The sequence below is a fragment of the Thermovibrio ruber genome (assembly GCF_055380895.1).
This window is the reverse complement of the sequence record NZ_AP042397.1, coordinates 804,241-822,145: the sequence shown is the minus strand read 5'-3', so window position 1 is coordinate 822,145 and position 17,905 is coordinate 804,241. Positions and strand designations below refer to the sequence as shown.

Genomic DNA, 17,905 nt, shown 5'->3' with positions numbered 1-17,905 from the left:
AGATGTCAAGGATTGGTAGGCTTCCGGTTGAGATACCTCAGGGTGTAACTGTTGAAGTTAAGCCCGGTAACCACGTTATTGTTAAGGGTCCTAAGGGGCAACTTGAGTTTACGTTTAATCCAAAGCTTACTATTAAGGTTGAGGACAACAAGGTTATAGTTGAAAGGCCTAACGATGAAAAGCAGATGAGAGCTCTCCACGGAACAACGAGAGCTCTCATCAACAACATGGTAATCGGAGTTTCTAAAGGTTTTGAGAAAGTCCTTGAGGTAAAAGGTCTCGGTTACAGGGCCTTTGTTAAGGGAGATACTTTGGAGCTCCACCTCGGTTTCTCCCATCCCGTCCTCTATAAGATACCCGAAGGCATCCAGGTAGAGGTTGACAGGGAGAACAACATCTACGTGCGTGGAATTGACAAGCAGAAGGTTGGTCAGGTTGCAGCTGAAATCCGCTCCTTCAGGCCACCTGAGCCCTACAAGGGTAAAGGTATCAGGTATAGGGGCGAGAAGATTATCCTTAAAGCTGGTAAATCTGCTAAGAAGTAACCTTAGAGGGGAGAGAAAATGGCAAAGCTTACAAGGCGTGAAAGGATTGCTAAGAAACACAGAAGGGTTAGGAAGAAAATATTTGGAACTCCTGAAAGACCGAGGCTTGCCGTTTATAAAAGCCTTAAGCACATATACGCTCAGATAATTGATGACACTAAAGGAGTTACCCTCGTTTCGGCTTCTACGCTTGACAGAGAGTTGAGGGATAAGCTTCCTGAGCTTACTAAGACAGAAGAGGCAAGGGAAGTAGGTAAGCTCATCGCTAAGCGTGCCCTTGAGAAGGGTATTACAAAGGTGGTTTTTGACCGTGGTGGCTTCATCTACCACGGCCGTATTAAAGCTCTGGCAGAAGGTGCCAGGGAAGGTGGACTTGAATTTTAGGGAGGTAGTTGATGGCTAAGAGAGTAAGACCTGAAGGGCTTGAGTTAAAGGAAAGACTTGTTCACATTAATAGGAACGCTAAAGTTGTTACTGGTGGTAGAAAGTTTAGCTTCACGGCTTTCGTTGTCGTTGGAGACGGTAAGGGAGTTGTAGGCTTTGGTAGGGGAAAGGCAGCAGAGGTTCCAGACGCAATAAGGAAGGCTACAGAGGACGCTAAGAAAAACCTCATTAAAATTCCTGTTGTTGACGGAACTATTCCTTATGAGGTAGAGGCAAAGTTTGGGGGTTCAAAGGTTATAATGAGGCCTGCAGCTCCTGGTACAGGAGTTATTGCCTCCGCTCCTGTTCGTGCAGTCCTTGAGTCTGCAGGGGTTACAGACATCCTTACTAAAGTTATCGGTTCTACAAACCCCCATACTGTTGTAAGGGCTGTTATGAAAGGGCTTGAGCAGCTTAAAACTCCTGAGGAGTTTGCAAAGCTCCGTGGCGTTCCAGTTGAGGAGCTCCGCAAACGCTGGAAGCTTCCAGGTAGGAGAGTAACAAAAGAAGGTGAGATCGTCAGGAGGTAGTGATGGCTAAGGTTAAGATAACCCTCATTAGGGGGCTTGCTGGAAAGAGCAAGAGGAAAAAGGCTACTTTGGCTGCCCTTGGACTTCACAAGAGGGGAGCTACAACGGTTAAGGAGTTAAACCCCGCCATTGAGGGCATGATTGAGAAAGTTAAGGAACTACTAAAAGTAGAACCCGTGGAGGAGTAAAATGGGACTTGAGCTTCATAACTTAAAGCCAAACCCTGGAGCAGTTAAAGAGAAAAAGCGTGTAGGTAGGGGTCACGGTTCAGGTCATGGAAAGACATCGGGAAGGGGACAGAAGGGACAGACTGCCCGTTCTGGATGGAAGGGTGGAACGAGGCCTGGATTTGAAGGTGGACAGACTCCCCTTTACATGAGGTTCCCAAAGAGGGGATTCTCCAATGCTCCTTTTAAGAAAGAGTACGCCGTTATAAACGTTGGTGACCTCAACGAAGCCTTTGAGGAGGGAACGGAGATTACTCCGGAGCTCCTTCGTGAAACAGGCCTTGTTAAGAAGAAACTCCCTGTAAAAATTCTTGGAGATGGTGAGGTTACCAAGAAGTTTACCGTTAAGGCCCACAAGTTCTCAGCCTCTGCAAAGGAGAAGATTGAGGCTGCCGGGGGTTCTTGGGAGGAGATAGATTAAGGAGAGTTAAATGAACTTAGCAAAGATAGTTGCTAACGTTACAGAGGTTCCGGAGCTCCGTAAGAGGTTCCTCTTTACCTTGGCTATCCTGGCCGTCTTCCGGCTGGGGGCCCACATTCCCGTTCCCGGAATAAACGTTCAGGCCTTGGTTGAGTTCTTCCAGAGGGCTCAAGGAACGGTTTTCGGAATGATGGACGTTTTCTCCGGTGGAGCTCTCCGGAAACTTACGGTCTTTGCCCTCGGCGTAATGCCCTACATCAGTTCCGCAATCATAATGCAGCTCTTAACCGTTGCAATTCCCTCTATAGAAAGACTTGCCAAAGAAGAAGGAGAATACGGTAGAAAAAAGATTTCCCAGTATACCCGTTATGGAGCAGTTCTCCTTGCGTTTATCCAAGCCCTGGGTATCTCCATCGGGCTTCAGAGTCTGACGAGCCCTTCGGGAGTTCCTGTCGTTCCAAACCCCGGATTTACCTTTATATTTGTTACCGTTACAACTCTAACTGCCGGTTCAACTTTTCTTATGTGGTTAGGTGAGAAGATAACAGAAAGGGGAATCGGTAACGGAATTTCCCTACTCATTTTTGCTGGAATTGTCTCCCGAATTCCGAATGCCGTTATCACTATGATTACAATGCTTAAGAACGGTGATATGTCCCTCTTTAAGGCCATTGGGGTCGTTGCCATAATCGTTCTGATGATTGCCGCCATTGTCTACATTCAAGAGGCAGAGAGAAGAGTTCCCCTCCAGTACGCAAGGAGAACAGTTGGCAGACAGGCGGTAGGTAGGTATGCAAGTTATCTCCCGGTAAAGCTCAACCCGGCAGGTGTTATGCCCATTATCTTTGCCGCTTCCGTTCTCATGTTCCCTGCGACGGTTGTTCGCTTTATCCACCACCCTATAGCCCAGGCTATTTACGATGCTCTTAGGCCAGGGACAACTCTTTACATGTTGGTTTACGGAGCTCTTATCTTCTTCTTTACCTACTTCTACACTGCCATTATCTTTAACCCGGAAGAGATTGCAGAGAACCTTAACAAAGCCGGCGGTTTTATCCCCGGAGTTAGGGCGGGAACTGATACGGCAAAGTACCTTGACAGGATAGTTTCAAGGTTGACTTTTGCAGGGGCTATTTTCCTAACCCTCGTTGCTATTATTCCCTTAATAATCGTTCAGAGAATGCACTTACCTTTTTACTTCGGTGGAACGGCAATTCTTATAGTCGTTGGTGTTGCACTTGACACTCTTCGCAGAATGGAAGCCTTTGCTTTAACTCTTTCCTACGAGAACTTTTTCCGCAGACGGCAGAGAAGGTTTAGCCTTGGAGGTTCAAGATGATAAGGCTTGTTTTTTTAGGCCCTCCTGGTGCGGGTAAGGGCACTCAGGCTCAGAGAATAGCTGAGAAGTATAACGTTCCCCATATCTCTACTGGAGACATCTTAAGGGCTGCCGTGAAGGAGGGAACAGAGCTCGGAAAGCTCGCTAAATCTTACATGGACAGAGGTGAGTTAGTTCCCGACGACGTTATTATTGGAATCATAAGGGAGAGACTATCACAGCCAGACGTTAGGGAAAGAGGTTTCATCTTAGATGGTTTCCCAAGGACTCTTCCTCAGGCAGAGGCCTTAGACAGGATGCTTGAAGAGCTCTCAATGCCCCTGGATAAGGTTGTCTACTTGAACGTTGACGACGAGGAAATAGTTAAGAGGCTCCTTTCAAGGGGAAGGGCAGACGATACGGAAGAGGTTATAAGGAACAGGCTGAAAGTTTACAGAGAACAGACTGCTCCCCTCATTGACTACTACTCTGAGAAGTGCCTCTTGGTTGAGGTTTACGGAGTAGGAGAAATAGACGAAATAACTAAGAAAATTGAAGAGCTCTTAGGTTTGGAAGGTTAAGCCTTGAGGAAAACAAAGCACGGAATCATTCTCAAGACCCCTGAAGAGATAGCAAAGCTCAGAATCGCTGCTGCGACAACGATGGAGATTCTTTTAAAAGTGGCAGAGGAGGTGGCTCCCGGGATTACTGCCTTAGACATAGATAAGCTTGCAAGGAGCTACTGTAAGGATTACGGCGTAAAGCCCGCTTTTTTGGGCTACGGAGGTTTCCCAGGAGCCATCTGCGTTTCTGTTAATGAGGAAGTGGTTCACGGGTTGCCCACGAAGAAAAAGGTTTTTAAGGAAGGGGATATCGTCTCCTTAGACTTTGGGGCAATCGTTGACGGCTGGATAGGTGACGTTGCCGTTACAGTTCCGGTTGGAAAGGTTAGTGAAACAGCCCAAAAACTCATTGACGTTACGAGGGAAGCCCTATACAGGGGAATTGAAGCTGCAAGAGTAGGAGGAAAGCTTATAGACATCTCAAGGGCAATTCAAAAGTACGTTGAATCTCACGGTTTCAACGTAACGAGGGGGTATGCAGGTCACGGAATAGGCCGCTCCCTCCACGAAGAACCCCAGATAACCAACTACGTCTACAAGGGTTACCCAGATATAAACCTTGAGCCCGGCATGACCTTTGCAATTGAGCCTATGGTAAACGAGGGAACTGGAAGGGTCAAAGTAAAGAGGGATAGGTGGACAGTTGTAACGAAAGACGGTAAACTTTCAGCCCACTTTGAGCACGATGTTGCCCTAACGGAGAACGGGACTATAATTATGTCCGCAATTTAAACTGGTTTACGGAGAAAGAATGGCTAAAGAGAAGGGTATACAGGTTGAGGGTAAGGTAGTAGAGGCTTTACCCAACGCCTATTTTAAGGTTGAACTTGATAACGGGCATCAGGTTCTTGCCCACGCTTCTGGAAAGATGAGAGTTCACTTTATTAGGATACTGCCAGGCGACCGTGTGGTCGTTGAGCTTAGTCCTTACGACTTAACGAGGGGAAGAATCGTTTACAGAAAAGGATAAACCGTCCCTTCACATACCGCGGCTAACGGCACGAATCACAAAAGGAGAGGTTGAGATGAAGGTGAGGCCATCTGTCAAGAAGATCTGCCCCAAGTGCAAGATCATTAGACGTAAAGGGGTAGTAAGAGTTATCTGTGAAAACCCGAAGCACAAACAGAGACAAGGTAAGTAAGGAGGAAGGCTGTGGCAAGGATAGCTGGAGTTGACATTCCAGACAACAAAAAGGTTCCTTATTCCCTTGCTTACATCTACGGCATAGGGATTAAGAGCGGCTTTAAGATTTGCGAAAAGGCTGGAGTAGATCCTGAAAAGAGGGTTAAAGACCTTACAGAAGACGAGATCGCAAGGATAAGGAAGATCATTGAGACTGAGTATAAGGTTGAGGGTGACCTGAGAAAAGAGATTGCAATGAACATTAAACGCCTTATTGAGATTGGATGCTACAGAGGCGTGCGCCACAGGCTTGGTCTTCCCGTTAGAGGGCAGAGAACCAGAACGAATGCAAGAACCCGTAAAGGACCGAGGAAGACCGTTGCCGGTAAGAAGAAGGCGCCTAAGAAGTAATTGAAGGAGGTAATTGATGGCTAAGGCTAAGAAAGGAACGAAAAAGAAGCAGAAGAGAACAGTTGGTTTTGCAATAGCTCACATTCAAACCTCTTTTAACAACACTATCGTTACTTTTACAGACAAAGAGGGTAATACGCTTTGTTGGGAAAGTGGCGGAACTGTCGGTTTTAAGGGAACAAGGAAGAGCACGCCATACGCTGCTCAGCTTGCAGCTACTAAAGCTGCGCAGAGGGCTATGAAGGAGTTTGGGGTTAAGGACGTTGAAATAAGGATTAAAGGTAACGGTGGCGGAAGGGAGACAGCCATCAAGGCCATAGCTGCAGCTGGATTAAACGTCAAGGTAATCCGTGATGTTACTCCTATTCCCCACGACGGTTGCAGACCACCAAAGAGAAGAAGGGTTTAACGGAGGTAGTAGATGGGTAGGTATACAGGACCAAAGTGGCGCATTGCAAGAAGGCTTGGAGTTAACATATACGTTGGTGAGGAGAAGTCCCAAAAGGGTAAGGCTATCCTTGACAGAAGACCTTACGCTCCAGGACAGCATGGTCGCTCCCGTAGGAAGATTTCCTACTATGGCCGTCAGCTTATGGAGAAGCAGAAGGTTAAATACTACTACGGTATAAGGGAAGGCCAGTTTAGGCGCTTTTACGAGATGGCCGAGCGTATGAGGGGGCAGACTGGAGAGAATCTCCTTAAGCTCCTTGAGAGCAGGCTTGACAACGTTGTTTACAGACTTGGCTTTGGTAAGTCCCACAGGCACGCAAGGCAGCTCGTTGTTCACGGCCACATCCTTGTAAACGGTAAGAAGGTAGACAGGCCTTCATACCTTGTGAAGCCTGGAGATGTTATTGAAGTTAAGGAGAAGAGTAGAGACATTCCTCAAATTAAAGAAGGAATAGAGCTTGCCCAGAGGAGGGGAATTCCATCCTGGCTTGAGCTTGACGCTGAAAACTTTAAGGGAGTTATTAAAGCAGAACCTACAAGGGAAGAGATTGAGATTCCTATTGAAGAGCACCTCATAGTAGAGCTCTACTCTAAGTAATAGCTAACGTCTTGTGGAGGAAAATAATGGTTGAGTTTATAACTCCCGATAATTTTAAGTGGGAGGAGCACTCCAGTACATACGGCCGTTTCGTAGTTGAGCCCCTTGAGAAGGGTTACGGTATAACGATAGGAAACGCTTTAAGGAGGGTTCTCCTTTCGTCAATAGAGGGAGCAGCTCCAACGGCTGTGAAGTTTGAAGGGGTTTACCACGAGTTTACAACTCTTCCCGGCGTTGTTGAAGACGTTACCGAGATTGTTCTCAACATTAAGAAGTTGAGGTTCGTTCTTCACGGAGAAGGTCCCGTTTTCATAGACCTTAAGAAGAAGGGAGCAGGTAAGGTCTACGCAAAAGATTTTAACCTTCCCTCTCAGGTAGAGCTCCTTACTCCAGACCAAGAGATAGCTACACTTGACAACGAGAACTCTGAAATAGAGATACACCTAAGGATAGACAAAGGAAAAGGTTTTGTCCTTTCTGAGGACATTCAGGAGATATTTGAGATAACGACTCTTGGCTGGATACCTCTTGATGCAGATTTCTCACCTGTTAAGAAAGTTACCTACAAAGTTGAGGACACGAGGGTAGGAAGGAGGACGGACTACAACAAGCTGACCTTTGAGATCTGGACTGACGGTAGCATTTCTCCGAAAGATGCCCTTGTAAGAGCTTCTAACATTCTGATAGATCACTTTTCCCTTGTTAGGGATAGGTTGGTTGAAGCTCTCTTTGCCGTTGAGGATGTTAAAGAGAAGACGGAATCTTCAGAGGTTCTCTCTCAGACCCTTGAGGAAGCTGGTTTAACCGGAAGAGCCCTTAAAGTTCTTAAGGAGCACGGTATAGAGACTGTTGCTGACCTTGTAAAGCTTACGAAGAAAGAGCTTGAAGGCTTGAAAGGGCTCGGTAAAAAGTCCATTGCTGATATAGAGAAGTTTTTAGCTTCTCTCGGACTTGAATTGGGAGGTAAAGAGTAATGAGGCATAGAGTAAAGAGAAAGAAGTTAGGTAGGCCTACAGAGCATAGAGTTTTGATGCTCAGGAACCTTGTTACGGATCTAATGGAACACGGGAAAGTCGTTACTACCGTTGCTAGGGCTAAGGAGCTCCGCCGTATGGCCGACAGGCTCATTACAAAGGCAAAGCAGGAAGATAAGGTAAAGGCAATAAGGGATGTTTTATCAGTTGTTACTAAGAAAGAGGTTGCTTACAAGGTAGTTAACGAAATAGCTCCAAAGTATAAAGATAGAAACGGTGGTTACACGAGACTTCTTCACTACGATTTCAGGAAGGGAGACGCTGCTCCTACCGCAATAGTTATGCTTGTTGAGCCTACAGAAGAGGTTGCTACAGAAGAAAAGTCTGAGTAGAAAATGAAAGGGAAAATCCAGAAAGCCCCCGTTTGGGGGCTTTTTTATTTGGGTTTTAGTTGTTCTTTACGGGAACTTCTATCTCTATTTTACCCTTCGTATTTTCACTTTCTGTTATGTGGATGTTTACTCCGCTTGTGTCTATAAATGGAAAATCCTCAAGGGCTTTCAGTATAGCTTCTTTAACTGCTTCAACGGCGTTTGGCGGAAGTCCGGCCCTATCGTATTTCAGAATCAGCTGAAGTCTCTTCTTTGCAACTTCCTTCGCTGGTGGTTTACTGAAAGCCTCTTTTAATCTATCTATAATTCCCATCATTTACTCCCAAAGAGCCGTTTTAGTTTTTCCAAGAATCCTTCTGAGTAAGTCCATTTAGGTATAGGAACGTCCTTTCCTAACAGTCTCTCGGCAATGTTCCTGAGCTCTTTTCCTGCAATTGAGTCTTCAAACAGGACTGCCGGCTCTCCTCTGTTTATGTATGAAACCATGTTCTTATCCTCAGGAACGACTCCTAACAAATCAAGGCTTAGCACCTGAAGGACGTCTTCAACGTCTAACATGTCTCCCCTTACGACTTTCTTCGGGTCAAGCCTGTTTATTACGAGTTTAGGTTCAGGTTTTTGCATTGCTTCACAGAGCCCCACAACCCTGTCTGCATCCCTTATAGAAGCCATCTCTGGGTTTGCAACGACAATGATCGTATCTGCAGGGGTTACTGCAGTTTTAAATCCTTCTTCAATTCCCGCAGGGGAATCTATGAATATAAAGTCAAACTTGTCCCGGAGCTCCTCAACAATCCTCACCAAATCCTCAGGCTTTACGGCGCTCTTGTCCTTTGTTTGAGCTGCAGGAAGGAGAAAAAGGTTCTTTGTTTTCTTATCCTTTACTAAGGCCTTTTCCGGAGGAACTACACCTTCAATTACGTGGACTATGTCGTAAACTATTCTGTTCTCAAGCCCCAAAACCAGGTCTAAGTTTCTAAGGCCTATATCTGCATCTATGGCTACAACTTTGTAGCCTTTCATTGCAAGCGCTGTTGAGATGTTTGCGGTTATCGTGCTCTTTCCTACTCCTCCCTTTCCAGAGGTTATGCAGATTACCTTTTCAGCCATTAACTTCTCCCCGTTTTGTGTTCAATTTTTATTCTGCCATCTTTTACTTTAATTTTAAAGTTGGTAAATGACTCTGCCCTTTCAAAGGGAACCTGTTTCCCGCAGACTTCTATTATCGGAGCTTTAAAGTAGAGAGCTCTCACCTCGCACTCTTTCTTCCCTATCCCCGCCTTTACAAACCCCATAAGGTTTCCTATAACGTAAACGTTCCCCCCTGCCTCTACTTCCGCTCCGGGGTTAACATCTCCCATGATTATTACGTCTCCCGTTGATGTAATTTTATCCCCTGAGCGCAAGGTTTTTTTAATAAATTTTATCTCTTCGTTTTCAGACCTCTCCTTAACCTTTTCAATCTCTAAACTTGAAAGGTCGCAAGGAATTCCCATTTTTATGCAGAGCTCCCTGTTCTCCTTCAGGTTTGTCTTGAAACCGCAGAATGTAATTTCATCCAAAGACTTGAACCGGTTAAGAAGCTCCTCAATTTCCGTTTCCTTCAGTTTGTAGTTCTCTACCGAGAGAATAAGCCGAGAGCCTTTTAGTAACTGTCTCTTCTCTAAAACGAATCTTTTGATATCCTCTACGTTGAAATTTGAGTCGTCGGTTAGGAGCTCTATTGCGATTACGTTCGTTCCCCTTAGTTTATAGTCCATTTTAAACTCCTTGTTTGGTTAATTTTAACAGCAACCGGAGGGTAAATGAAGTTTCTCTGTTCAAAGAAGAGTGGAAGAATAGGAATTTTCGGCGTTCCCTACGACTCAACGACCTGTTTTAGACCCGGTGCACGGTTTGGTCCCGACGGTATCAGGTTTTTCTCTGAGAACTTAGAGGAGTTCAGTTTGGCCTTGGGAAAGTCTTTGGAAAGTGTTGACTTTTACGACGCCGGAAACCTTGCAGTTCCGTCAGAGCCGGAGAAGATGGTTGAAACCGTTTACTCTTTCGCAGAAGATGTAGAAGTTCCGATTACGTTGGGAGGTGAGCACTCCGTAACCTACCCGGTAGTCAAAGCCCTATCTGAGAGGTTTAAAGACTTAACAGTTGTTCACTTTGACGCCCACGCAGACTTAAGGGACAGATACTCGGGAACTCCTTACTCCCACGCCTGCGTTATGAGGAGGGTTTTAGAGTTGGGAGTTTCAATTGTTCAGGTGGGAATAAGGAGTGCAACGAAGGAGGAGGCGGAGCTCCGAGCTGGAAGCCCCCAGATAACGGTTGTGGACTCTTTGGGGGAGCTCCTTACTCTCCTTCCGAAAGTTAAAACTCCTGTTTACTTTTCAATAGATATAGACTTCTTTGACCCTGCCTTTGCCCCCGGAACGGGGACTCCGGAGCCCCCGGGAGCAAATCCGGTTGAATTCTTTGAGTTCGTCTATAAATTACCAGCCGTCAACCTTGTAGGGTTTGACGTTGTGGAAGTATCTCCCCCTTACGACCCAAGCGGAATTACTCAGATGCTGGCAGCGAAAATGGTAAGGGAACTCTTAATTAAGTTCTGGGGGTAGCTATGCTCTGGTTTACAGAATACTACGAAGGTGAAGGGATGGAACTCTCCGGAACCGGTTTAACGGTGAAGGTAAAGAGCGCCCTTAGGAAGAAGACTCCCTATCAAGAGCTCCTCCTCTTAGAGACCGAAGACTGGGGGAAGATGCTTGTTTTAGACGGTGCCGTCCAGACAACTGAGAGGGACGAGTTCGTCTACCACGAGATGATAGTTCACCCTGCGGCCTTCTCTTTTACCAGAGATATTGAAAGGGTTTTGGTTATAGGTGGAGGAGACGGCGGAACTGTCAGAGAAGTTTTAAAGCACAGTCCGAAGCAGGTTGACATGGTTGAGATAGACAGGGACGTCGTTGAATTCGCTAAAGAGTATTTGCCGACCATCTCTTCTGGCCTTAGCGATGAGAGGGTAAACCTCGTATTCGGAGATGGAAGGGAGTTTATAAAAGACAAAGAAGGGGTTTACGACCTTATAATCGTTGACTGTTCAGATCCTATCGGCCCCTCAAAAGTTCTCTACGAGGAAGGGTTCTACAGGGATGCGCTGAAGGCTCTAAAGCCTGATGGAATCTTCGTTACTCAGTCTGAGTCCCCGTTTGCTCAGAACAGGGTTCATAGGCAGGTTGTAAAGGAGCTCTCTACGGTCTTTAAAATTGTCCGTCCATACCTTGCCTTCATCCCGACCTACCCAAGTGGAATGTGGAGTTTTACCATCGCCTCAAACAGGCTGGATCCCCTTGGCGTTCCCCCTTCAGCCCTCGGGAAACTCTATAAGGAGTTTATTGAAAAGAACGGGGAGCTCCGCTACTACAACCCCGAAGTCCACTACGGAGCCTTTGCAATACCAAACTTTGTTTATAGGGAGGAGTGAAAATGGAGATACTTGAGCAGATTGCAAGGGAGGCAGAGGCAAACACTCAGGTTCCGGCCTACCCGAGAAGCGTTGAGAAGGTCATTGCAGCTGTAATGTCCTCTTCAAGTTTTTGGAAAATCGTTGACCTGTCTGACGAGCCTCTTCCACTGGTTGCAGAGATTCTAAAGCTCTTAAACAAGCACGACATCGTTGTCTTTGAAGGAACACAGGTACTCCTTACTGAAGCTGGTGCTGAGCTTGCTAAGAAGCTCGGAATTGAGCCCTTTGTTTCCCACAGGTGCCCAACCTGCAAAGGTAGGGGAGTTATCATTGACGAGTCCTTAAGGCCTGCCTTTGAGAAGTTCTTAGAGATTCAGAAGAACAGGCCGCCTGCTATCCACCAGTACGATCAAGGTTACGTTACCCCTGAGAACACCTTTGCAAGGGTGGCACTTGCAGACGACAGGGGAGATTTAAGAGGTAAAAAAGTTGTAGTTCTTGGAGATGACGACCTTATGAGCATCGCCCTTGCTCTCTCTGGGCTTCCTGCAAAGGTAACGATCCTTGAGATAGACGAAAGATTGGTTAACTTTATCAGAGACGTTTCAGAGAAGTACAACCTCAACATAGACGCAAGGGTTCACGATCTCCGTCAGCCCCTTCCTGAGGACGTAGTTGGAGCTTACGACACATTCTTTACAGACCCACCTGAAACTGTTGAGGCTATAAAGGCCTTCGTCGGAAGGGGAGTTGCAACTCTCAAAGGGCCAAGGTGTGCCGGTTACTTTGGGGTTACCCGTAGAGAGTCCTCTTTAGACAAGTGGAGGAAGATTCAGGAAGTCTTAATCAATATGGGACTTGTCATTACAGACCTTCTCCACAACTTCAACGAGTATGTAAACTGGGACTACTACGAAGAGATGAGGGGCTGGCAGCTTACTCCTGTTAAGGAACCACCTAAAGACATTTGGTATAGGTCTACACAGTTTAGGGTTGAAACGGTAAGAGGCTTTGAAGGTTTCAATGAGTCCATTGTTGGAGATATATACAACGACGCAGAGAGCTCCACTACCTAAGGTTAAACTGCGGGCTTTTTGCCCGCTTTCTCTATCATCCAACTGAAGAGCTTAACGACGAAGGGGCCTACCAAGTTCTGAACGACACTGTAGAAAATGGCCGGAAGTGCGGCGAGAGCTCCCCAGTGTGAAACTGCCAAAACCGTAGCAAGTCCAGAGTTCTGCATTGCCGTTTCTATTGAGATAGTTATCCTCTCAACCTTTGGAACTCCCAAAAGTCTCGGAATTACGTATCCAAACCAGAAGCCGAAGAGCAGGTGTAGAAGAGAGCCTAAGAGAAGTATTTCAAATGTTTTTATCGGGAGAGAGAGGATTTTGTCCCTTCCGGCAGCAACGACAAACCCAACGATAAGGACTACGGCTACAGTTGAGTAAGTCGGTAGGTAGCGTTTAACCCTTCCCAACTTTTCACCGAAAGAGGTATTTATCCAGATTCCCACCAAAACGGGAATGAGGGTTATCTGAACCATGTCTAAAAAGAGCTTCAGAGCTTCCACCTTAACCACTTTTCCGGCAAGTAGTTTTGTTAAGAGTGGTGTAAGGAAAGGAGAAACAACGGTGTTTATGCCAGACAGCGTAAGTGAAAGTGCAAGGTTTGCTCCGGCTAAGAAGTTGTAAACGTTTGAAACGACGCCTGTAGGGCAGGAACCGGTTAATACCTGTCCTGCAACGAAAACTTTCGTAAGTCCGCTGTAGAGAAGAAGAGCAACAGCCCAACCTAAGAAGGGCATTACAGAGTATTGGGTTATTAACCCTATAAGAACGGTTTTCGGCTCCTTAAAAACGGCCTTAAAATCCTCAAACTTAAGAGTTAATCCCATTGAAAGGATGACTGAACCTAAAAGGGGCTTTATGATAGGTTTAAGTGGAAGGAATAGCATAGGAAATTTAAGTGCTACCGGCGTAATCAGTAAAACCCACAGCCAGAGGAGGTTGGCTATCAACTTTCACTCCCTAACTGTTTTCCAAAATTCTACTGCGGTTTTCAGAGAAAGGAGATTCCCTACTCTGAGTTTGTTAAAAGGGCAAATAAGAAAGCGGAACTGTTTAAGGTTGAGAAGTTGAGTGACGGGAGTGTAATCGTCTGGTTTAAGTGGTGATTTTAATTTGGTGGAGGTGGCGGGATTCGAACCCGCGTCCGGAGATGCGGCCCAGGTAGCTTCTACAGGCTTAGCCTGTGTTTTGACCTCTCGCTCCGGGGTTAGCCCACAGGCAGGCGCCCCGGAGCCAGCCCTCTCTCTTCTCGGGAGCTCCCCCGAGGGCGAGGGGAGACTCCCCAGCCCATCTCTCTGTCGCCCTACCCGGAGCCGACGGGCGGAGCTCCGGGGGACGTCGCTGCGCTAATTAGGCAGCGAGAGCAAGTTCTTCGTTGGCAACTATCTTAGGTGCCTTTTTTTACGAGGTTGGCTCCTCGGCCTGCCGCTACCTGAACCTCTGCATCCCCGTCGAAACCGGTCACCCCCGTATTCAACTGTCCTGAAATAAATATATACGAGCACAAATTTTGTGCAAGACTTAAAACTCTTTGTTTTTCAAAGTTTAAACAGCCACTCTTTCCAATTTTCTCCTATCTTTCCCTTACGGCGGTAGCGCTCCATCAGTCTTGGGCAGGGACATTTCCTCTCGTATGAGTTGAGCTTTTCAGAAACCCTCAGGACAATTTCCGGAAAGAGGGAAACCGCTCTGTCAACCTGTTTTCTCTCTTCATCAGACAGCATTCCCTCAAATAGAACCCCTTCTTTAAAGGAACTCTCTTTTATCCCTTCGGCGTAGTTGGTTACGTAACAGAGAGCCCCATAACACATCTCAAGTTCCTTTGCCAGGAAAACCTCGGGAACTAAAGTCATTCCAACGAGATCTGCTCCTAACTGCTTGAGCATTTTGATTTCAGCCTTCGTCTCAAGCCTCGGTCCTTCAGTGCAGGCGTAAACTCCCTTCGTATGGAAGCGCACCTTCATTTCTGATAACGAATCAGAAAGAGCTCTCCTGACGCCCGGGCAGAATACTGGACTCTGCCTTACGAAACCGAGGCCTCCGTTTTCAAAGAAAGTCGTTTTCCTCTGCCTTGTAAAGTCTAAAACGTCGTCCGGAACTACGAAATCTCCCGGTTTTAACTCCTCTCTCAGAGAGCCGGGTCCCGTCCAAGAAACGATAATTTCTGTGCTTAACTCCTTTGCGGCGTAGATGTTTGCTCTGTAGTTAACAAAGAGAGCGGTTGTGTCGTAGTCCTTCTCACCGTGCCTTGAGAGGAAGAGGTATCTAAAACCGTTGGGGTGTTTAATCTCGTAGATAGGGTTTGATAAACCGTAAGGGGTTTCTAACCTTTTAACACTCGAAATTTTTCCGAAGAGCTCCTTTTCAAGGGTGTAGGCTCCGCTTCCTCCGATTATTAAAACCTTAGCCACGGTTTCTCCTTATATCTGGAGGGGTTATCCTGTGAAGCTTAAACCTCTCTTTTGCAAGTTCTTCTACCCAGTCTACCTTCTGGAATCTTTGGACAAACGGGTCAATGGAGATACCCCCTCTCGGGTTAAACTCTCCGTAAACCTCTATGTAGAACGGGTTTAAGAGGTTAAACAGGTCGTCGGCTATCTGGTTAACGGCATCTTCGTGGAATCCTTTAGCGTTCCTAAAGGAGAACAGGTAGAGCTTTAAAGATTTGCTCTCAACCAACCACTTGTCGGGGATATACTGGATGTAGATGGTTGCAAAGTCCGGCTGGCCGGTTATGGGGCACAGCGTTGTAAACTCTGGGCAGTTAAACGATACCCAGTATATCCTGTCTGGGAACTTGTTCGGGAACTTTTCAAGGAGTTTCGGGTCGTAGTTAAACTCATACTCGGTTTTCTTCCCGAGCTTAGAAACTGTTCCGAAGTCTCTTCTCTCCAATGGGAGCTCCTAAAGTTTTTAGGAGATTTTACTACTGATTGCCGATTCTCGGTTTAAAATTTTGGAAAGAGGGGGCAGCCTCAGGCTGCCCATTTCTCCATAAAGGGGAGGGAGGGGGAAAAGGGGGGATTATGAAAACAATCCACCCTACATAATCTAAATCATAAAAAATTGGCGTCCCCAGGGGGATTCGAACCCCCGTCGCCGGCGTGAAAGGCCGGTGTCCTAGGCCGGGCTAGACGATGGGGACGCTTTGTGTTGATGGGAAATATAGTCGTCTTGCTTAGTTGTGTCAACCTGTTTGAGGAATATATTGGTTGAAAGTAAATAGGGAGGGAAATTATGGAGCAGTTAGTTGTTCTTTACGATAACAGGGCCGTAGAGGGGTTTAAGGCCGATTGGGGTTTTTCTCTTTTAGTTGAGCTTGAAGGAGAGACTATCCTCTTTGACACGGGGGCAAAGCCCGAAATTCTAAAACATAACGTAGAAGCGGCTGAGGTTGACGTTTTGTCCATAGATAAAGTCTTTATCTCCCACAACCACTGGGACCACGTTGGAGGTCTATCCTACATTCTTCAGTTTAATACGGAATTTGAGTTCTACGTTCCCGAGACCGACTGTTTTAAGTTTGAAGAAGAGTTCCCCGAGTCAGTTATCTGCGTTCCCGTTTCTGCTCCTACCTATATCTCTGAGAGAGCTCTCTCCACCGGCGTTATGCCAACGGGAATGGAAGAACCGGCAGAGGAGCAGTCTTTAGTTGTTTTCTCGGAAATGGGGCCAGTTCTCATAACTGGTTGCTCCCACCCTGGTATAGTAGATATAGCAAGGAAGGCCGTTTCACTCGTCGGAGAAGGGCTCTTCCTTACAATAGGCGGTTTTCACCTCTACAAGTCCACCAACGACGAGATAAGGGAAGTTTCTGAGGAATTAAAGAGATTTACTCGGTTTATAGCTCCTTGCCACTGCACGGGAGAGAGGGGAATTGAGATATTTAGGGAAACCTGGGGAGACCGCTTTGTGGAAGCTATGGCAGGAGTGGAAATTCCCTTAACGGAGGATTAGATGTTTGACGCTCTGGCAGAGAGAATTCAGTCAACTTTAGAAAAGCTCGGAAGAAAGGGAAGGATTGATGAAGAGACCCTACAAAAAGGGTTAAGGGAGATAAAGCTCGCCCTTTTAGAGGCCGATGTCAATTACAGAGTTGTCTCTCAGTTTATAAACGACGTTAAAGAGAAGGCCTTAGGAGCAGAGGTTGTAAAGGGAGTAAACCCTGCCCAGCAGCTTGTAAAGATAGTTTACGACGAGCTTGTTGAGGCCTTAGGAGGAGAAGAGTCAAAGCTTCAGCTGAAGAGTAAGCCTTCTGTAATCCTCCTCATAGGTCTTCAGGGTTCGGGTAAAACTACTACTGCAGCGAAGCTTGCCAACTATTTGAAGAAACAGGGTAAAAAGGTTCTACTTACCTCTGCAGACGTTTACAGGCCTGCTGCTATGCTCCAGCTCAAAAAACTGGGAGAGAAGATAGGAATTCCCGTTTTCTTGGAAGAGTGTGAAAAGGACGCCGTAAAGATAGCGAAAGATGCCCTTGAGAAAGCAAAGTCTGAAGGTTACGACGTTTTAATCATTGACACTGCAGGAAGGCTTCACATAGATGAGGAGCTCCTTGACGAAGCCCGCAGGATAAGGGAGGCAACAAACCCCGACGAGGTCCTCTTCGTTATAGACGCAATGACAGGTCAGGAGGCCGTAAACATAGCCAAGGCCTTCAATGAGGCCGTTGGAATGACTGGAACTGTTCTTACGAAGATGGATTCAGATTCCCGCGGTGGCGTTGCCCTTTCCGTTAAAGGGGTTACAGGAAAGCCCATAAAGTTTGCCGGAGTTGGAGAGAAGATAGAGGATTTTCAGCCTTTTTACCCCGACAGGGTCGCTTCAAGGGTTTTGGGAATGGGAGACGTTGTTTCGTTAGTTGAAAAAGCTCAGCAGGTTATAGACGAAAGGGAAGCCCTCTCTATGCAGGAGAAATTACTCTCCGGAGAGTTTACCCTTGAGGACTTTCGCCAACAGCTCAGGATGATTCAGCGTTTAGGTCCCATTCAGCAGATAATTAGGATGATTCCGGGGCTCGGAAGTCAGAAAGTTCTGAAACAACTCCAGCAGGCTATAGACGACAAGAAGCTGAAGAGGATTGAGGCCATTATCAACTCAATGACTCCTGAGGAGAGGAGAAACCACGCAATAATAAATGCAAGTAGGAAGAGGAGAATAGCAAGGGGAAGCGGAACTTCCGTTAAAGAGGTTGATGCTCTCATAAAACAGTTCGTTCAGATGAAGATGGCGATGAAACAGATGAAGAAGATGCAGAAAAAGATGGCAAAGAAAGGCGGCCGTTTCCCGTTTCCCTTTATTTAGAGCTTGAAGAAGATCCCATTTTGACTAAAATTAGAGCGC

General features: G+C 46.5%; 26 protein-coding genes, 1 tRNA gene and 1 other RNA gene. 20 read left to right on the top strand and 8 right to left on the bottom strand.

Going from position 1 to position 17,905, the window contains the following annotated elements; all coding sequences use genetic code 11:
• Window positions 1-2: 2 nt before the first annotated feature.
• From rplF to rplQ, 15 genes are read left to right on the top strand one after another with little or no spacing between them, the layout of a single operon-like run.
• The gene (rplF, locus tag ACZ424_RS04295; RefSeq protein ID WP_464903773.1) at window positions 3-545 is read left to right on the top strand and encodes a 50S ribosomal protein L6; all 543 of its coding nucleotides are present in this window, start codon (window positions 3-5) and stop codon (window positions 543-545) included.
• Window positions 546-563: 18 nt separating this feature from the next.
• On the top strand, window positions 564-929 hold the full coding sequence (gene rplR / locus ACZ424_RS04290; protein ID WP_464903772.1) for a 50S ribosomal protein L18: 366 nt from the start codon (window positions 564-566) through the stop codon (window positions 927-929).
• 11 nt (window positions 930-940) lie between these two features.
• Complete coding sequence (rpsE, locus tag ACZ424_RS04285; RefSeq protein WP_464903771.1) at window positions 941-1,498, top strand: 30S ribosomal protein S5; 558 nt, start codon at window positions 941-943, stop codon at window positions 1,496-1,498.
• A gap of 2 nt (window positions 1,499-1,500) precedes the next feature.
• The gene (gene rpmD / locus ACZ424_RS04280) at window positions 1,501-1,686 is read left to right on the top strand and encodes a 50S ribosomal protein L30 (RefSeq protein WP_464903770.1); all 186 of its coding nucleotides are present in this window, start codon (window positions 1,501-1,503) and stop codon (window positions 1,684-1,686) included.
• Window position 1,687: 1 nt separating this feature from the next.
• Entirely contained in the window at window positions 1,688-2,146 is a 459-nt protein-coding gene (gene rplO, locus ACZ424_RS04275) for a 50S ribosomal protein L15 (RefSeq protein WP_464903769.1), read from the top strand.
• Window positions 2,147-2,156: 10 nt separating this feature from the next.
• Window positions 2,157-3,485: a preprotein translocase subunit SecY gene (gene secY, locus ACZ424_RS04270; protein WP_464903768.1), complete on the top strand. Its 1,329-nt coding sequence runs from the start codon at window positions 2,157-2,159 to the stop codon at window positions 3,483-3,485.
• Window positions 3,482-4,045 (top strand): adenylate kinase, encoded by a 564-nt coding sequence (locus ACZ424_RS04265; RefSeq protein ID WP_464903767.1) that lies wholly within the window; start codon window positions 3,482-3,484, stop codon window positions 4,043-4,045. The genes secY and ACZ424_RS04265 overlap by 4 nt, the downstream gene beginning before the upstream one ends.
• A gap of 3 nt (window positions 4,046-4,048) precedes the next feature.
• Window positions 4,049-4,819, top strand: a complete 771-nt coding sequence (gene map / locus ACZ424_RS04260; protein WP_464903766.1) for a type I methionyl aminopeptidase — start codon at window positions 4,049-4,051, stop codon at window positions 4,817-4,819.
• A 19-nt stretch (window positions 4,820-4,838) separates the two neighbouring features.
• On the top strand, window positions 4,839-5,057 hold the full coding sequence (gene infA, locus ACZ424_RS04255; protein WP_041439693.1) for a translation initiation factor IF-1: 219 nt from the start codon (window positions 4,839-4,841) through the stop codon (window positions 5,055-5,057).
• A 55-nt stretch (window positions 5,058-5,112) separates the two neighbouring features.
• The gene (gene rpmJ / locus ACZ424_RS04250) at window positions 5,113-5,229 is read left to right on the top strand and encodes a 50S ribosomal protein L36 (RefSeq protein WP_013537040.1); all 117 of its coding nucleotides are present in this window, start codon (window positions 5,113-5,115) and stop codon (window positions 5,227-5,229) included.
• A gap of 11 nt (window positions 5,230-5,240) precedes the next feature.
• Complete coding sequence (rpsM, locus tag ACZ424_RS04245; protein ID WP_121171329.1) at window positions 5,241-5,621, top strand: 30S ribosomal protein S13; 381 nt, start codon at window positions 5,241-5,243, stop codon at window positions 5,619-5,621.
• Window positions 5,622-5,637: 16 nt separating this feature from the next.
• Window positions 5,638-6,030 (top strand): 30S ribosomal protein S11, encoded by a 393-nt coding sequence (rpsK, locus tag ACZ424_RS04240; RefSeq protein WP_464903765.1) that lies wholly within the window; start codon window positions 5,638-5,640, stop codon window positions 6,028-6,030.
• Window positions 6,031-6,042: 12 nt separating this feature from the next.
• The gene (gene rpsD, locus ACZ424_RS04235; RefSeq protein WP_464903764.1) at window positions 6,043-6,669 is read left to right on the top strand and encodes a 30S ribosomal protein S4; all 627 of its coding nucleotides are present in this window, start codon (window positions 6,043-6,045) and stop codon (window positions 6,667-6,669) included.
• A 26-nt stretch (window positions 6,670-6,695) separates the two neighbouring features.
• Window positions 6,696-7,643, top strand: coding sequence for a DNA-directed RNA polymerase subunit alpha (locus ACZ424_RS04230; protein WP_464903763.1), 948 nt, complete (start codon window positions 6,696-6,698; stop codon window positions 7,641-7,643).
• Complete coding sequence (gene rplQ / locus ACZ424_RS04225) at window positions 7,643-8,035, top strand: 50S ribosomal protein L17 (protein WP_464903762.1); 393 nt, start codon at window positions 7,643-7,645, stop codon at window positions 8,033-8,035. The genes ACZ424_RS04230 and rplQ overlap by 1 nt, the downstream gene beginning before the upstream one ends.
• Window positions 8,036-8,090: 55 nt before the next feature.
• On the opposite strand, the gene ACZ424_RS04220 is transcribed toward rplQ, so the two are convergent.
• Genes ACZ424_RS04220 through ACZ424_RS04210 form a run of 3 tightly spaced genes read right to left on the bottom strand, consistent with a single transcriptional unit; the run spans window position 8,091 to window position 9,795 of the window.
• The gene (locus tag ACZ424_RS04220; protein WP_464903761.1) at window positions 8,091-8,348 is read right to left on the bottom strand and encodes a cell division topological specificity factor MinE; all 258 of its coding nucleotides are present in this window, start codon (window positions 8,346-8,348) and stop codon (window positions 8,091-8,093) included.
• Window positions 8,348-9,145, bottom strand: a complete 798-nt coding sequence (gene minD, locus ACZ424_RS04215) for a septum site-determining protein MinD (protein ID WP_464903760.1) — start codon at window positions 9,143-9,145, stop codon at window positions 8,348-8,350. Before minD ends, ACZ424_RS04220 begins: the two co-directional genes overlap by 1 nt.
• On the bottom strand, window positions 9,145-9,795 hold the full coding sequence (locus tag ACZ424_RS04210) for a septum site-determining protein MinC (RefSeq protein WP_464903759.1): 651 nt from the start codon (window positions 9,793-9,795) through the stop codon (window positions 9,145-9,147). Before ACZ424_RS04210 ends, minD begins: the two co-directional genes overlap by 1 nt.
• Window positions 9,796-9,840: 45 nt before the next feature.
• Here ACZ424_RS04210 and speB point away from each other — a divergent pair, with 45 nt between their 5' ends.
• Genes speB through ACZ424_RS04195 form a run of 3 tightly spaced genes read left to right on the top strand, consistent with a single transcriptional unit; the run spans window position 9,841 to window position 12,568 of the window.
• Entirely contained in the window at window positions 9,841-10,644 is an 804-nt protein-coding gene (speB, locus tag ACZ424_RS04205; protein ID WP_464903758.1) for an agmatinase, read from the top strand.
• Window positions 10,645-10,646: 2 nt separating this feature from the next.
• A complete protein-coding gene (gene speE, locus ACZ424_RS04200) occupies window positions 10,647-11,510 on the top strand; it encodes a polyamine aminopropyltransferase (RefSeq protein ID WP_464903757.1) in 864 nt (287 codons plus the stop codon).
• Window positions 11,511-11,512: 2 nt separating this feature from the next.
• A complete protein-coding gene (locus ACZ424_RS04195; RefSeq protein ID WP_464903756.1) occupies window positions 11,513-12,568 on the top strand; it encodes a bis-aminopropyl spermidine synthase family protein in 1,056 nt (351 codons plus the stop codon).
• Window positions 12,569-12,570: 2 nt separating this feature from the next.
• Here ACZ424_RS04195 and ACZ424_RS04190 read toward each other — a convergent pair whose 3' ends face one another.
• The 5 genes from ACZ424_RS04190 to ACZ424_RS04170 all read right to left on the bottom strand — a co-directional run bounded on the left by ACZ424_RS04190 (window position 12,571) and on the right by ACZ424_RS04170 (window position 15,707).
• Window positions 12,571-13,512: a bile acid:sodium symporter family protein gene (locus ACZ424_RS04190; protein ID WP_464903755.1), complete on the bottom strand. Its 942-nt coding sequence runs from the start codon at window positions 13,510-13,512 to the stop codon at window positions 12,571-12,573.
• A 164-nt stretch (window positions 13,513-13,676) separates the two neighbouring features.
• Window positions 13,677-14,031: a transfer-messenger RNA gene (ssrA, locus tag ACZ424_RS04185) on the bottom strand.
• Between the two features lie 69 nt (window positions 14,032-14,100).
• Entirely contained in the window at window positions 14,101-14,973 is an 873-nt protein-coding gene (locus ACZ424_RS04180) for an MTAP family purine nucleoside phosphorylase (protein WP_464903754.1), read from the bottom strand.
• Window positions 14,966-15,457: a preQ(1) synthase gene (gene queF, locus ACZ424_RS04175; protein WP_464903753.1), complete on the bottom strand. Its 492-nt coding sequence runs from the start codon at window positions 15,455-15,457 to the stop codon at window positions 14,966-14,968. Before queF ends, ACZ424_RS04180 begins: the two co-directional genes overlap by 8 nt.
• A gap of 172 nt (window positions 15,458-15,629) precedes the next feature.
• A tRNA-Glu gene (locus ACZ424_RS04170) sits at window positions 15,630-15,707 on the bottom strand.
• Window positions 15,708-15,799: 92 nt separating this feature from the next.
• Here ACZ424_RS04170 and ACZ424_RS04165 point away from each other — a divergent pair.
• Together ACZ424_RS04165 and ffh are read left to right on the top strand one after the other, a co-directional pair.
• Complete coding sequence (locus ACZ424_RS04165; protein WP_464903752.1) at window positions 15,800-16,519, top strand: MBL fold metallo-hydrolase; 720 nt, start codon at window positions 15,800-15,802, stop codon at window positions 16,517-16,519.
• On the top strand, window positions 16,520-17,866 hold the full coding sequence (gene ffh / locus ACZ424_RS04160; RefSeq protein ID WP_464903751.1) for a signal recognition particle protein: 1,347 nt from the start codon (window positions 16,520-16,522) through the stop codon (window positions 17,864-17,866).
• Window positions 17,867-17,905 lie beyond the last annotated feature (39 nt).

Excerpts from the sequence above, each read along its gene's own strand:
- rplF (WP_464903773.1), top strand. The coding sequence starts at position 3 with ATGTCAAGGATTGGTAGGCTTCCGGTTGAGATACCTCAGGGTGTAACT.
- rplR (WP_464903772.1), top strand. The coding sequence starts at position 564 with ATGGCAAAGCTTACAAGGCGTGAAAGGATTGCTAAGAAACACAGAAGG.
- rpsE (WP_464903771.1), top strand. The coding sequence starts at position 941 with ATGGCTAAGAGAGTAAGACCTGAAGGGCTTGAGTTAAAGGAAAGACTT.
- rpmD (WP_464903770.1), top strand. The coding sequence starts at position 1,501 with ATGGCTAAGGTTAAGATAACCCTCATTAGGGGGCTTGCTGGAAAGAGC.
- rplO (WP_464903769.1), top strand. The coding sequence starts at position 1,688 with ATGGGACTTGAGCTTCATAACTTAAAGCCAAACCCTGGAGCAGTTAAA.
- secY (WP_464903768.1), top strand. The coding sequence starts at position 2,157 with ATGAACTTAGCAAAGATAGTTGCTAACGTTACAGAGGTTCCGGAGCTC.
- ACZ424_RS04265 (WP_464903767.1), top strand. The coding sequence starts at position 3,482 with ATGATAAGGCTTGTTTTTTTAGGCCCTCCTGGTGCGGGTAAGGGCACT.
- infA (WP_041439693.1), top strand. The coding sequence starts at position 4,839 with ATGGCTAAAGAGAAGGGTATACAGGTTGAGGGTAAGGTAGTAGAGGCT.
- rpmJ (WP_013537040.1), top strand. The coding sequence starts at position 5,113 with ATGAAGGTGAGGCCATCTGTCAAGAAGATCTGCCCCAAGTGCAAGATC.
- rpsK (WP_464903765.1), top strand. The coding sequence starts at position 5,638 with ATGGCTAAGGCTAAGAAAGGAACGAAAAAGAAGCAGAAGAGAACAGTT.
- rpsD (WP_464903764.1), top strand. The coding sequence starts at position 6,043 with ATGGGTAGGTATACAGGACCAAAGTGGCGCATTGCAAGAAGGCTTGGA.
- ACZ424_RS04230 (WP_464903763.1), top strand. The coding sequence starts at position 6,696 with ATGGTTGAGTTTATAACTCCCGATAATTTTAAGTGGGAGGAGCACTCC.
- rplQ (WP_464903762.1), top strand. The coding sequence starts at position 7,643 with ATGAGGCATAGAGTAAAGAGAAAGAAGTTAGGTAGGCCTACAGAGCAT.
- ACZ424_RS04220 (WP_464903761.1), bottom strand. The coding sequence starts at position 8,348 with ATGGGAATTATAGATAGATTAAAAGAGGCTTTCAGTAAACCACCAGCG.
- minD (WP_464903760.1), bottom strand. The coding sequence starts at position 9,145 with ATGGCTGAAAAGGTAATCTGCATAACCTCTGGAAAGGGAGGAGTAGGA.
- ACZ424_RS04210 (WP_464903759.1), bottom strand. The coding sequence starts at position 9,795 with ATGGACTATAAACTAAGGGGAACGAACGTAATCGCAATAGAGCTCCTA.
- speB (WP_464903758.1), top strand. The coding sequence starts at position 9,841 with ATGAAGTTTCTCTGTTCAAAGAAGAGTGGAAGAATAGGAATTTTCGGC.
- speE (WP_464903757.1), top strand. The coding sequence starts at position 10,647 with ATGCTCTGGTTTACAGAATACTACGAAGGTGAAGGGATGGAACTCTCC.
- ACZ424_RS04195 (WP_464903756.1), top strand. The coding sequence starts at position 11,513 with ATGGAGATACTTGAGCAGATTGCAAGGGAGGCAGAGGCAAACACTCAG.
- ACZ424_RS04165 (WP_464903752.1), top strand. The coding sequence starts at position 15,800 with ATGGAGCAGTTAGTTGTTCTTTACGATAACAGGGCCGTAGAGGGGTTT.
- ffh (WP_464903751.1), top strand. The coding sequence starts at position 16,520 with ATGTTTGACGCTCTGGCAGAGAGAATTCAGTCAACTTTAGAAAAGCTC.